Origin of the sequence: Brucella anthropi (assembly GCF_046630315.1) — a bacterium.
Classification (GTDB): Bacteria; Pseudomonadota; Alphaproteobacteria; order Rhizobiales; family Rhizobiaceae; genus Brucella; species Brucella anthropi_A.
Genome location: NZ_LQBD01000012.1, coordinates 1 through 12,693, shown reverse-complemented (window position 1 = coordinate 12,693; position 12,693 = coordinate 1). Strand labels below are relative to the sequence as shown.

The following is a 12,693-nucleotide window of genomic DNA, read 5'->3' as shown; positions in this document are numbered from 1 at the left end:
CTTTACAGTTCGGCCTTGAGCGGCTTTCCCGCCACATAGGTTTCAACGATGGCACGGTCATCGCCCAGCGTCTGCAACAGAAACAGTTCCTGCTCCAGCGTGGCACCCGCCGCCATGCGCAGCCGCATCGGCGATGTGGCGGACGAATCCAGCACCACAATGTCGGCCTCCGTACCTTCATCCAGCGTGCCGATCCTGTCTTCCATCGAAAGCGCGCGCGCATTGCCGAGCGTCATCATGTAGAAGGACTGGAACGGGTTCAGGCGCTGTTCGCGCAGTTGCAGGACCTTGTAACCCTCATCCATGGTGCGCAGCATCGAGAAGCTGGTGCCCCCGCCGACATCGGTCGCCACCGCCATGCGCACACCTGCGGCTTTCAGGCGATCACGGTCGAAGAGACCCGAACCAAGGAACAGGTTTGAGGTCGGGCAGAAGACGGCAATCGAGCCGGTTTCCGCCATGACGCGCACTTCGCGCTCTTCCAGATGGATGGAATGGCCAAGCAGGGTCTTGCTGCCCAGAAGCCCATAATGCTCATAGATGCCGAGATAGTCCGGCGCTTGCGGGTAGAGCGACTTTGTGAAGGCGATCTCGTCGTGGTTTTCCGACAGATGGGTCTGGATGAAGAGATCAGGGTGTTCACGGGCGAGCGCCTGGCTTGCTTCAAGCTGCTCCGGCGTGGAGGTGATCGCAAAGCGCGGCGTGATGACGTAATCGAGGCGGCCCTTGCCCTGCCAGCGCGCGATCAGCGCCTTGGTATCGTCATAGCCGGACTGGGCCGTGTCGCAGAGTGCGGGCGGCGCATTGCGGTCCATCATCACCTTGCCGCCGAGCATACGCATGTTGCGATGCTGCGCGGCGCGGAAATAGGCATCGACGCTTTGCGGATGCACGGAGCAATAGGCCACCGCCGTGGTGGTGCCATGGCGGATCAGTTCGTCAAGAAAGCGTTCCGCGATAAATTCGGCATGCTGTTCGTCGGCGAATTTCTGCTCGGCCACGAATGTATAGGTGTTGAGCCACTCCAGGAGATTGGCCGCATAGGAAGCGACCACCTGCGTCTGCGGATAGTGGATATGCGTGTCGATGAAGCCGGGCAGGATCAGGTGCGGGCGGTGATCGGCGACCTTGACGTCGCTGCCTGCCTCGCGACTGACCTCGGCATAATCCCCAAGACGCAGGATGCGGCCATCTTCGACCAGAACGGCGCCGTCTTCGATATAGCGATAGGCGGCATTGTCATCGAGGCTTTGCGGCTCGTCACGAAAGGTCAGCACGCGGCCGCGGATCAGAAGCTTGGTCATTTCGGTCTTGGTCCTTATTTCTGGCCTTGCGTGGCGGACTGGTACCAGGAGGCAAGAAGCTGGCGCTCCTCCGCGCTTACGCCGGTGACATTGGCGGGCGGCATGGCATGGGAGCGGCCCGCCTGCAAATAGATTTCACGCGCATGGGCGGCGATATCCCGGTCGGTGTCCAGCACGACGCCCTTGGGCGGTGCGATAATGCCTTCCCAGCCCGGCTCCCTGGCGTGGCACATGGCGCAGCGCCCCAGAACCGTATCCCGCACTTTTTCAAAATGTGGGTCGGCGATGAAAGATTGCTGCAAGGCGGAGATTTTCTGCTCTTCCGGCTCGCCGGTGAGGATTTTCGGCACTGTCGACAGCCAGATGATGACGATGAACAGGATGACCGTGACGAGCCAGGTCCAGGTTGGATTGCCCTTGCGGGCATGACGGGTATTGAACCAGTGGCGGATCGTGACGCCCATCAGGAACACCAGCGAGGCGATGATCCAGTTATACTCGGTGCCGAACGCCAGCGGATAGTGGTTCGACAGCATCAGAAACAGGACGGGGAGCGTCAGATAGTTGTTATGCGTCGAGCGCTGCTTGGCAATCTTGCCGTATTTCGGGTCGGGCTTGCGGCCCGCGATCAGATCCGCCACCACGATCTTCTGGTTCGGGATGATGATCATGAAGACGTTGGCCGACATGATCGTCGCGGTGAAGGCGCCCAGATGCAGGAAGGCGGCGCGTCCGGTGAACAGATGCGTATAGCCCCAGGCCATCACGACCAGAATGCAGTAGAGGATGACCATCAGGAGCGTGTCGCTCTTGCCCAGCATCATCTTGCAGATGGTGTTATAGGCGATCCAGCCGAAGGCGAGCGAGGCAAGCGAAATGGCGATGGCGACCGGCACCGAGACATCCAGCACATTCGGGTCGACCAGATAGAGATCGGCACCGGCATAGTAGACGATGCAGAGCAGCGTGAAGCCCGAAAGCCATGTGGCGTAGGATTCCCACTTGAACCAGGTCAGGTGTTCCGGCATCTGCGCCGGGGCCACGAGATATTTCTGGATCTGGTAGAAACCGCCGCCGTGGACCTGCCACTCCTCGCCATAGGCGCCTTCCGGCAGGCCGGGACGCTGGCGCAAGCCCAGATCGAGCGCGATGAAGTAAAAGGACGAGCCGATCCACGCAATCGCTGTCGTCACATGCAGCCAGCGGACTGCGAAGCCCAGCCAGTCCCAGGCTACGGCAAAATCATACATCAGGGACTCCCATTTCTTATCCCGTTTCTTGAGCCAATTCTTAGCCCATTGTTCGTTGTTGCATTATGTGCCAAAGGAATCAGGTTCAGGGAACGTCACATCACGACCAGCACTTTCAAAAAAATCTAGACAATCGTGGAGGGGACGTATGTCATATCTTGATAATCTGCGCGTTTTTGTGCGCGTTGTCGAATTGGGAAATCTGTCCGCGGCGGGTCGCGACCAGCGCGCATCGCCTGCGGTTGCCAGCAATCGAATCAAGGAGTTGGAGAAGCACCTGGGAGTGAGGCTCTTCAACCGGACGACGCGCAAGCTCACGCCGACCGAACATGGCCGCGTATTCTATGACGGGGCATTGAAAATCCTCGAAGCCGTGGATGAGGCGGAAGCCGCCGTGGCGGAACTGGCAAAAAATCCGAAGGGATCGATTCGCATCACCGCCCCGCTTGGCTTCGGAAGACGGCTGATTGCATCGGGAATTCCCGAATTTCATGACAGATATCCCGACATCGAAGTGCGGCTTCGCCTGTCCGACCATGAAGTCGACATCATGAGCGAGGGTGTGGATGTGGCGTTCAAGCTCGGTGTTCTGGAGAACTCAAACCTGCGCATGCGCGGCATCATGAATTGCGAGCGCGTGATCTGCGCGGCGCCGGAATACCTTAAAAAACATGGGGTTCCGCAATCTCCCGACGCGCTGATCGGCGACAGGCACGACTGCCTGCTGCTGCGTTTTCCAGGCTCGAAGGAATATTACTGGTCGCTGCAAACGGCGGAAGGCCTGCGCAAGTTCGAAGTCACCGGCCCTTACGATTCGGATGACGGCGACGTGCTGACGCAATGGGCGCTCGGCGGGCGCGGCATCATCAACAAGCCGCTGTTCGAAGTGAAGGAATATCTGCGCGACGGCCGGCTGGTTCCCATCCTCGAAAGCACGCCGCCGGCGCCGATCCAGCTTGCCGCGATCTATCCGCACAAGCGGTTCCAGGACCCGAAGGTGCGTCTCATCATCGATTTCATGACGGAACGCTGCCAGAGGCTCATCAGGGAAATATTGGCCTGAAGCGGAAAAGCCCGCCGGATCAGGCGGGCTGCGACACGCGCGTGGATGTCAGAACTGCCGTCAGAACCTCGGCTGCGGCAAGCGCCGCGATGACTTCCGGCCTCTTGTCCTTCACAACGGCTCCGCCGACCGGACAGACAAGATGCTCAAACAAATCTTCACGTCCAATCTCGCGTTTCAACCAATTCTTGAAAGTCGCCTTCTTGGTTTTCGAGCCGATCATGCCGACATAGACGGCATCGCGGCGCTGCAAGGCCTCGGCGGCGATCAGAAAATCCAGCGCATGGTCGTGGGTGAGGACGATGAAAGCGCTGCCCGGCGGCGCGGAACGCACCACCTGTTCGGGCATGGCCGAAAGACAGGTTTCCACCCCCGGCACATCGCATATATAATTTCCATGAAATCCCGGACGGAAAACCGGTTCCCATTTTTCCTGGAATTTCATCAGCTCCGCTTCGCGCGTATCCACCAGAATGACACGCACCGGCGTCAGCGAAAGCGCATGCGCCAGCGCGTCACCCACATGCCCCGCACCGAAGACATAGACATGCGGGCGCGTGGCTATTTCCGCATCGACCTTGCCGACAAGTTCGTCGGCAAGCGCGCGATCCACACGCCGGAAGCTCAAGCCCACCCGTCCGCCGCAGCACTGACCGATTTCCGGGCCCAATGCCACATTCATCGGTGGCACATCCATGGGGGCATCCCTGCCGCCGGCCAGGATTTTCCGGGCATGATCGATCGCCATATATTCAAGCTGGCCGCCGCCGATAGTCCGGAAGATCATGTCGCGGGCGACAAGCATCCACGCCCCGGCATCGCGGGGTGCGGAACCTTTCACATCCGAGACTTCAACCAGCACACTGTCTGGACGCCGGTTGAGAAAAGCCCGGATATCGTCGCGTGCGCCCGGCATTTTTCTAGCCCTTGTGCTTGCGGAGCCGTTCGATGGCCATCAGCACACGTTCCGGCGTTGCGGGCGCATCGAGACGCGGGCAGACCTTGTAATCCGCCACGCTGGCAACGGCATCGGCCAGAGCATGCAGCACCGACAGGCCGAGCGGCAGCGGCGGCTCGCCGACCGCCTTGGAGCGGTGGATCGTCGGCTGGTAAGCTTCCGACCAGTCCGTCAGCGCGACGTTGAAGATTTTGGGCCGGTCGGACGCCAGCGGAATCTTGTAGGTGGAAGGCGCATGGGTGCGAAGCCGCCCCTTGTCGTCCCACACAAGCTCCTCTGTGGTCAGCCAGCCCATGCCCTGCACGAAGCCGCCTTCAACCTGACCGATATCGATGGCGCGGTTCAGGGAACGCCCGGTATCATGCAGAATATCGGTGCGCTCCACCACATATTCGCCAGTCAGAGTGTCGACGGAAACTTCGGAACAGGCCGCCCCGTAAGCATAGTAATAGAAGGCGTGGCCCCGGCCCTTGGCGCGGTCCCAATGGATTTTGGGCGTCTTGTAGTGGCCTGCCGCCGAAAGCTGCACGCGGCCGATAAAGGCCTGCTTCACAAGGTCGTTGAAGCTGATTTCCTGATTACCGACGCGCACCCGGTTGGGAAGGAAGACGACCTGATCCTCCGGCACCTGATATTGCTGTGCCGCAAAATGGATGAGGCGCTTCTTGATCTGGCGGGCGGCATCCTGTGCGGCCATGCCGTTGAGATCGGCACCGGAAGAAGCCGCCGTTGGCGCCGTGTTCGGCACCTTGGCGGTCGTCGTCGCGGTGATCTTCACCCGGTCGATGTCGATCTGGAATTCCTCGGCCACGACCTGCGCCACCTTCATATGGAGCCCCTGCCCCATTTCCGTGCCGCCATGGTTCATATGCACCGAACCGTCATTATAGACATGCACCAGAGCGCCAGCCTGATTGGACTCCGTCTTGGTGAAGGAAATGCCGAATTTTACCGGCGTCAGTGCGATGCCGCGTTTCACATAGCGGCTTTTCGCGTTGAATTCGCGGATCGCCGCGCGGCGCTTTGCGTAATCCGCGCTTTCCTCCAGTTCCGCAACGATGCGCTGGATGATGCAATCCTCGACCTTCTGGTGATAGGGCGTGACATTGCGCGTGCCTTCCTTACCCATCTCGTCGTAGAAATTGCGCTTGCGGATTTCGAGCGGGTCCTTGCCGGTTGCGAACGCCACTTCATCGATCACACGTTCCGCGCCGACCATGCCCTGCGGGCCGCCAAAGCCGCGAAATGCCGTGTTGGAAACCGTGTTCGTATAGAGCGGCGCCGATTGTGCGTGAACCGCCGGGAAAAAATAGGCATTGTCGCAGTGGAACAGCGCGCGGTCGCCGACCGGCCCGGAAAGGTCCGCCGAGAAACCGGCATTGAGCGCAAACAGATAGTCAACGCCCAGAATATTGCCGTCATCGTCGAAGCCGACTTCATAATCGATGACAAAACCGTGGCGCTTGCCGGTCGAGGTCATATCCTCGTCGCGGTCGAGCCTGATCTTCATGGCGCGCTTGTGCTTCTTGGCGGCAATCGCCGCAATCGCCGCCCATTGGTTGGCCTGCGTTTCCTTGCCGCCGAACCCGCCGCCCATGCGGCGCACTTCCACCGTCACGGAATGGCTCGGCACGCCCAGCGCGTGCGCCACCAGATGCTGGGTTTCGCTCGGTCCCTGCGTGGAGCAATAGACGGTGACGTCCTCATCCTCGCCGGGGATGGCCAGCGAAACCTGACCTTCCAGATAGAAATGGTCCTGCCCGCCAAGATACATGCGGTTCTTGATGCGATGCGGCGCGGCATCGATGGCCGCGCGTGCATCGCCGCGCTTCAGCGTCAGCGGCGTGGTGACGAGCCGGTCCTTCAGGCCGTCCAGCGCATCGATGGAATAGATGCCCGGCATTTCCTCATAGTCGATCTTCGCCAGACGCGCGGCGCGGCGCGCCTGATCGCGGGTCTTGGCGATCACCGCAAAGATCGGCTGGCCGTGAAACTCTATTCTGTCGACGGCAAAGATCGGATCGTCGTGCATGCCCGATGGCGAAACATCGTTTTCGCCGGGCACGTCCTTATAGGTCAGCACGTCGATCACGCCGGGAGCCGCACGCACGGCCGACAAATCAATCGACTTGAACGCGCCATGCGCGACGGAGGAATAGCCGATCCCGATATGCAGCGTGCCTTCGGGCTCCGGTATATCGTCGATATAGACCGCCGTTCCCGTCACATGCTTGTGGGCGGAATCGTGCTTCTGGTCGGTGGCGACACCGCCCACAATACGGGCGGCTTTCAACGCATTTGCAGGATGCCTGTTCATGATTGCCTCCTCACGCCGCCGCGATTTCAGCCGCGCGCAGCGGCGTGTAACTGCCTTCCGTTTCGGCGAAGAAACGCCGCAACAGATTGCGCGCCGCAAGCAGCCGGTAATCCGCTGTCGCGCGCATGTCGCTCAAGGGCGTATAATCCTGCGCATAGGCTTCCAGCGCCGCTTCTACCGTGGCCTCTGTCCAGGGCTTGCCCATCAGTGCCGCTTCCACCGCGCGGGCGCGCTTCGGCGTTGCCGCCATGCCGCCATAGGCGATGCGAATTGTTTCCACATTGCCGGCAGCGTCGAGCGTCAGATGGAAGCTGCCCAACGTCGCGGTGATGTCTTCCTCGAAGCGCTTCGACACCTTGTAAATGGCAAAATGGCTACCTTCCGCTGGCACCGGCACATGCACGGCCTCGACGAATTCGCCGGGTTGACGGTCCTGCCTGCCATAAGCGATGAAGAAGTCTTCCAGCGGTATGGTGCGGCGCGCCGCCCCCTTGCGCAGGGTCAGCCTGGCATTGAGCGCGATCAGCGGCGGCGGTGTGTCGCCGATCGGCGAACCATTGGCGATATTGCCGCCGATGGTGCCCATATTGCGCACCTGCTCGCCGCCGATGCGGTTGATGAGGCTGCCAAGCGGCGGAATGCGCGTTGCGAGAAAACCGAACGCTTCCGTGTAGGTCACGCCTGCGCCGATGGTAACGACACCATTGTCCTCGCCGATGGAGCGCAGCTCCTCCAGATGGCCGATGAAGACCACCGGGGAAATGTCGCGCATCATCTTCGTGACCCACAGGCCCACATCGGTCGAACCGGCAACGATGGTGGCTTTCGGCTCTGCGGCCAGAATGGTCGCGAAATCATCGAGATCGGCGGGCACGATCAACCGATCCTTGCCTTCCCCTACTTCCACCCGCAGACCGTCACGCATCGCCGTCAATTGCTCCAGCACATGGGCGCGCTCGGCTGCGAGCGGGTCTTCCATGGTCGTGCCATAGTCGGAAATGGCGCGGGCAGCGCGCATGATCGCCTCATAGCCCGTGCAACGGCAAAGATTGCCCTGCAAGGCCTTTTCAATCTGCGCATCGGCAGGCTTCGGTTCGCGCATCCACAAAGCATAGAGCGACATGACGAAGCCCGGCGTGCAGAAGCCGCATTGCGAGCCATGAAACTCGATCATCGCCTTTTGCACCGGATGCAGGTCGCCGTCGGCCCCGCGCAGATGCTCGATGGTCACAACATGGCAGCCGTCCAGCGAACCCATGAAGCGGATGCAGGCATTGACGCTTTCATAAACCAGCCTGCCATCGCAAATCTTGCCGACCAGCACCGTGCACGCGCCGCAATCGCCCTCGCCGCAGCCTTCCTTGGTGCCGCGCAGCTTGGCGGAAAGCCGCAGATAGTCGAGCAGCGTTTCGGTCGGGGAAACACGGTCGAGTTCAATCTTTTCACCGTTCAGGAGAAAGCGGATCGTGTGTCGCACAGGCTGGCTCATGGCGCTTAGCTCCCGCGATAGGTGGAATAGGAAAAGGGCGAAACGAGAAGCGGCACATGATAATGCGCCTTTTCATCGGAAATGCCAAAACGCAGGGGAACGACATCGAGGAACGGCACCGCATCCTCGGCCTTGCCGAAATATTCGCCGACATGGAACAGAAGCTCGTAGGAGCCTGCCCGCAATTGCTCGCCCGACAAAAGCGGCTCATTGCAGCGGCCATCGTTGTTGGTGCGGATTTCCCGAATGGTTTTGGCCTGCTGATTCTCGACGCGGCGCAATTCGATGCGCAGATTTGCAGCCGGTTTGCCGCTGACCGTGTCGAGGACATGCGTTGTCAACCGGCCGCTGCCGCTCTTTTCCTGACCCATTTGCACTCCTGCAGCTTGCTGATTCTCTAATCAAGGAGACTGGAAAACGTTACAAGCTTTTGATTTCCGGTGGTTTATTTCGGCCCAGCGCCGCCATTCAGTCGCGGGGGGCCGCAAACCACACCATGTTCCCAGCTTTCAGTATTTCGCGATCCTCCCGATTGCGAAAGAGGGTTATCATTGGATGTCTTTCAAATTTTTGGAGGGGAATAATAGCGATAAATCTTTATTATCATGCGCAAAATGAATGACAATGAGGGAAGACCCGCATGAAATATCCGCGCAATCTCGTCGGCTATGGACGCAACACGCCAGATCCGCGCTGGCCGGGAGGGGCCAATATCGCAGTCCAGTTCGTCGTCAATTATGAGGAAGGCGGCGAATGCTGCATTCTCGACGGCGACCCGGCCTCCGAATGCCTCCTGTCCGAGATTGTCGGCGCCCAGGCCTGGAAGGGCCAGCGCAACCTCAACATGGAATCCATCTATGAATATGGCGCACGTTCCGGCTTCTGGCGCCTGTGGCGCGCCTTTACCCGCCGCAACATGCCCGTCACCGTCTATGGCGTGACGCTTGCCATGGCGCGCAACCCGGAAGCCGTTGCCGCCATGCAGGAAGCCGACTGGGAAATCGCCAGCCACGGCTTGCGGTGGTGGGAATATAAGGACGTTCCCGAAGAGATCGAGCGCGAACATATCCGCGAAGCCGTTCGTCTTCATACGGAACTGACCGGCTCCCGCCCGCTCGGCATCTATCAGGGCAAGCCTTCCGACAACACGCTGAAGCTGGTGATGGAGGAAGGCGGCTTCCTCTATTCCGCCGATTCCTATGCCGACGAACTGCCTTACTGGGTTCAGGGGCCGAAAGGCCCGCATCTGATCGTGCCCTATACGCTGGACGCCAATGACATGCGCTTTGCCACGCCGCAGGGCTTCAATTCCGGCGACCAGTTCTACACCTATCTGAAAGACACGTTCGACGTGCTCTACCGCGAAGGTGCGGAAGGCGCGCCGAAGATGATGTCCATCGGCCTGCATTGCCGCCTTGTCGGCCGTCCCGGCCGCGTGGCCGCGCTCGAACGGTTCCTCGACTATGTGCAAAGCCATGACAAGGTGTGGGTGGCGAAGCGCGTCGATATTGCCCGCCACTGGCACGAAAACCATAAGCCGCTCACAGCCGATATCGTGCCGTCGAAAGCCGATAAAGATGCATTCGTCGCGCGCTATGGCAGCATTTTCGAGCACTCGCCCTGGATCGCCGAGCGGGCTTATGATGCCGGTTTCAGCCGGGAGGAAGACACTGCTTCCGGCCTTGCCGCCGCGATGACAAAGGCATTTCGCGCCGCCTCGGCAGAAGAGCGGCTCGCCGTATTGAAAGCCCATCCGGACCTTGCGGGCAAGCTTGCACAGGCCAGGCGGCTGACGGCGGAATCGACCGCCGAACAGGCCGGCGCCGGTCTCGATGCGCTGACGGATGCCGAAAAGCAGGCCTTCACCGAACTGAATGACGCCTATACGGCCAAGTTCGGCTTTCCTTTCATCATTGCGGTCAAGGGCCGCAACAAGCAGGAGATTCTCGACGCCTTCCGGCGCCGTGTTTCCAATGACCGCGACACCGAATTTGGAACGGCCTGTGCGCAGGTCGAACGGATCGCTCTTCTGCGCCTGAAGGACATTCTTCCCGAAACGCTCTACTGATCGGACCCAATAATGAGCCGCAATTATTATGCACCGACGGGCGGCCTGCCGCCACAGACCCAGCTTCTCACCGACCGCGCCATGTTCACCGAGGCCTATGCGGTCATCCCCAAAGGAACGTTCAGCGATATCGTGACGAGCTTCCTGCCCTTCTGGGACAAGACGCGTCTGTGGGTGATCGCGCGTCCCCTCTCCGGCTTTGCCGAGACCTTCTCGCAATATATCATGGAAGTGCAGCCCGGCGGCGGCAGCGACCGCGCGGAGCTGGACGAAGGCGCGGAAGGCGTGCTGTTCGTGGTGGAAGGCGAGATCGCCGTCACGGTGGCGGGCAAGACCCACACGCTGACGGAAGGCGGCTATGCCTATCTGCCGCCGAAAAGCGGCTGGCGGCTGCGCAATGATAGTGCGTCGACGGCGCGTTTCCATTGGGTGCGCAAGGCCTATGAATATGTCGACGGGCTTGACGTTCCGGAGCCGCTTTTCCTCAACGAAAAGGACATCGCGCCCTCCCCTATGCCGGACACCAACGGCGCATGGGCGACGACCCGCTTCGTGGACCCGAACGACCTGCGCCACGACATGCATGTGACGGTGGTGACATTCGAGCCGGGCGGCGTCATTCCCTTTGCCGAAACCCATGTGATGGAACACGGGCTTTATGTGCTGGAAGGCAAGGCCGTCTACCGGCTCAATCAGGACTGGGTGGAAGTGGAAGCAGGCGACTTCATGTGGCTGCGCGCCTTCTGCCCGCAGGCCTGTTATGCAGGCGGCCCCGGCAGGTTCCGCTATCTGCTCTACAAGGACGTGAACCGCCACATGAAGCTGTCGCGATAGGCATTCCTGTGAAACAAGGCGAAAGGCCGGGATGTCCCGGCCTTTCTCATTTCAAGCAGTAACGGCAGGCACGAAGCCCGGCGGTCAGATATCCGGAAGGTCCAGCAAAACCGGTTCCCACTTTTGGGAATCATGCTCTAGAATGACCGCTGGAAGCGGACCATTCCCTGCCAGGCATCCTGACCATCCATGATGGAATGCTCGTCACTCCACTTGGTATAGGAGACTTCCGGCGTGATGGTGAAACCGGGTACGGCTTCATAAGCGACATTGGCGGTGGCGGCGAGGGTCGAACTGCCATCATATGCCGCCTGGACGTTGAAAGTGGTCTTTTCATTTGCCCGGAACGCCGCGCCGCCCCAGACAGCCCAATCACCGCCCCATGTGCCATAGAAGCTGTTGATCGCGCGGACCTGACCGGCAACAGTACCATCGTCATTGAAGACATCCATATAATCGTCATCAATATTCTTGTAGCCGCCCATGACCCAAAGCGAGAAGCGGTCCGTGATATTGACGTCGGCGCGGAGTTTTCCGGCCCAGCCTTCATTGACCGAGTCGTAGGCCGCAACAGCCGTCAGGGCGCCCCAGCCCTGCGCAAAGCGAAGACCACCGACGACATGAGGCATGTAATCGTTAATGACGCCGGAATAGCCCGGGTCGGTATCGATGTCGTTGCCTTGTTCAAAGGAGAGGATGGCCGAGAACCCGTTGCCGCCTGTGAACGTATAGCTGATGAGCCCGGTCCGGTAGCCACCTGCGAGGATCACGTCGTCGTTGATGACATTGCCGAGATAGCCCGGAAAGGTGACAAAGGCCGATTCATCCAGACCGATGCGTAGCCCGCCCAGCTGGATGAAGCCAAATCGCAGCGAGCCCGACGATCCTTCATGGCCGTCCACCCAGTCATAACGGGTTTCGGCAAAGGTTTTCAATGTGCCAAATTCGGTTTCGGAAGCCGTGCTCACACGCAGCGTGAAGCGGGCCAGCTTGCGCCACGTCTCGTTGTTGTCGCCATAATCGGCAAAAGCGTCGCCGTCGCGATCACGATAGAAGCCGCGACCGTAAACATTGTCGCCGCCAGCGGCATCATAACGGACATAGCCCGAAACGCGCAGGCACGTCTCCGTACCGGGAATATAGAAGAAGCCAGCCCCGTAAGCGTCGCAGACGCGCACATATTCGACAGCCTCTGGCTCGGGCGCCATCACCGCATCCGCTGCATAAGCGGTTGATGCCCCCATCAACGTTGCTGCACATCCGTATAATGCACTCTTCAATTTCATACCCACCTCCTGTTGATCTGGTGTGAGCCTATTTAACGAAGCAAAAATCCAATCATCAATACCTCAAATCAAAACAGCACAAGTATTTATATCCCTGTTGCATCTTTAATACTAATTATTATAC

General features: G+C 59.8%; 10 protein-coding genes. 3 read left to right on the top strand and 7 right to left on the bottom strand.

Features of this window, described 5'->3' with window-relative positions; translation table 11 throughout:
* Window positions 1–2: 2 nt before the first annotated feature.
* Window positions 3–1,304 carry a guanine deaminase gene (gene guaD, locus AVM02_RS08070; protein WP_411506453.1) on the bottom strand — a complete coding sequence of 434 codons (1,302 nt, stop codon included), beginning with the start codon at window positions 1,302–1,304 and terminating at the stop codon, window positions 3–5.
* Between the two features lie 14 nt (window positions 1,305–1,318).
* Window positions 1,319–2,554, bottom strand: a complete 1,236-nt coding sequence (locus AVM02_RS08065) for a urate hydroxylase PuuD (RefSeq protein WP_411506452.1) — start codon at window positions 2,552–2,554, stop codon at window positions 1,319–1,321.
* 148 nt (window positions 2,555–2,702) lie between these two features.
* Between AVM02_RS08065 and AVM02_RS08060 the strand changes: the two genes are divergently transcribed.
* Window positions 2,703–3,617: a LysR substrate-binding domain-containing protein gene (locus AVM02_RS08060; RefSeq protein ID WP_411506451.1), complete on the top strand. Its 915-nt coding sequence runs from the start codon at window positions 2,703–2,705 to the stop codon at window positions 3,615–3,617.
* Window positions 3,618–3,636: 19 nt separating this feature from the next.
* Here the strand turns inward: AVM02_RS08060 and xdhC are convergent, their stop codons facing one another.
* The 4 genes from xdhC to uraH are packed head-to-tail and all read right to left on the bottom strand — an operon-like array spanning window position 3,637 to window position 8,752.
* A complete protein-coding gene (xdhC, locus tag AVM02_RS08055) occupies window positions 3,637–4,533 on the bottom strand; it encodes a xanthine dehydrogenase accessory protein XdhC (protein WP_411506450.1) in 897 nt (298 codons plus the stop codon).
* A gap of 4 nt (window positions 4,534–4,537) precedes the next feature.
* A complete protein-coding gene (xdhB, locus tag AVM02_RS08050) occupies window positions 4,538–6,892 on the bottom strand; it encodes a xanthine dehydrogenase molybdopterin binding subunit (RefSeq protein ID WP_411506449.1) in 2,355 nt (784 codons plus the stop codon).
* Between the two features lie 10 nt (window positions 6,893–6,902).
* Window positions 6,903–8,381, bottom strand: coding sequence for a xanthine dehydrogenase small subunit (gene xdhA, locus AVM02_RS08045; RefSeq protein ID WP_411506448.1), 1,479 nt, complete (start codon window positions 8,379–8,381; stop codon window positions 6,903–6,905).
* A 5-nt stretch (window positions 8,382–8,386) separates the two neighbouring features.
* Window positions 8,387–8,752 (bottom strand): hydroxyisourate hydrolase, encoded by a 366-nt coding sequence (gene uraH / locus AVM02_RS08040; RefSeq protein WP_411506447.1) that lies wholly within the window; start codon window positions 8,750–8,752, stop codon window positions 8,387–8,389.
* A 269-nt stretch (window positions 8,753–9,021) separates the two neighbouring features.
* On the opposite strand from uraH, the gene puuE reads away from it, so the two are divergent.
* Both puuE and AVM02_RS08030 read left to right on the top strand, forming a co-directional pair.
* Window positions 9,022–10,449: an allantoinase PuuE gene (gene puuE / locus AVM02_RS08035; RefSeq protein WP_411506446.1), complete on the top strand. Its 1,428-nt coding sequence runs from the start codon at window positions 9,022–9,024 to the stop codon at window positions 10,447–10,449.
* Window positions 10,450–10,461: 12 nt separating this feature from the next.
* The gene (locus AVM02_RS08030; RefSeq protein ID WP_411506445.1) at window positions 10,462–11,283 is read left to right on the top strand and encodes a bifunctional allantoicase/(S)-ureidoglycine aminohydrolase; all 822 of its coding nucleotides are present in this window, start codon (window positions 10,462–10,464) and stop codon (window positions 11,281–11,283) included.
* Window positions 11,284–11,420: 137 nt separating this feature from the next.
* Here the strand turns inward: AVM02_RS08030 and AVM02_RS08025 are convergent, their stop codons facing one another.
* Window positions 11,421–12,569 carry a porin gene (locus AVM02_RS08025; protein ID WP_411506444.1) on the bottom strand — a complete coding sequence of 383 codons (1,149 nt, stop codon included), beginning with the start codon at window positions 12,567–12,569 and terminating at the stop codon, window positions 11,421–11,423.
* Window positions 12,570–12,693 lie beyond the last annotated feature (124 nt).

Excerpts from the sequence above, each read along its gene's own strand:
- guaD (WP_411506453.1), bottom strand. The coding sequence starts at position 1,304 with ATGACCAAGCTTCTGATCCGCGGCCGCGTGCTGACCTTTCGTGACGAG.
- AVM02_RS08065 (WP_411506452.1), bottom strand. The coding sequence starts at position 2,554 with ATGTATGATTTTGCCGTAGCCTGGGACTGGCTGGGCTTCGCAGTCCGC.
- AVM02_RS08060 (WP_411506451.1), top strand. The coding sequence starts at position 2,703 with ATGTCATATCTTGATAATCTGCGCGTTTTTGTGCGCGTTGTCGAATTG.
- xdhC (WP_411506450.1), bottom strand. The coding sequence starts at position 4,533 with ATGCCGGGCGCACGCGACGATATCCGGGCTTTTCTCAACCGGCGTCCA.
- xdhB (WP_411506449.1), bottom strand. The coding sequence starts at position 6,892 with ATGAACAGGCATCCTGCAAATGCGTTGAAAGCCGCCCGTATTGTGGGC.
- xdhA (WP_411506448.1), bottom strand. The coding sequence starts at position 8,381 with ATGAGCCAGCCTGTGCGACACACGATCCGCTTTCTCCTGAACGGTGAA.
- uraH (WP_411506447.1), bottom strand. The coding sequence starts at position 8,752 with ATGGGTCAGGAAAAGAGCGGCAGCGGCCGGTTGACAACGCATGTCCTC.
- puuE (WP_411506446.1), top strand. The coding sequence starts at position 9,022 with ATGAAATATCCGCGCAATCTCGTCGGCTATGGACGCAACACGCCAGAT.
- AVM02_RS08030 (WP_411506445.1), top strand. The coding sequence starts at position 10,462 with ATGAGCCGCAATTATTATGCACCGACGGGCGGCCTGCCGCCACAGACC.
- AVM02_RS08025 (WP_411506444.1), bottom strand. The coding sequence starts at position 12,569 with ATGAAATTGAAGAGTGCATTATACGGATGTGCAGCAACGTTGATGGGG.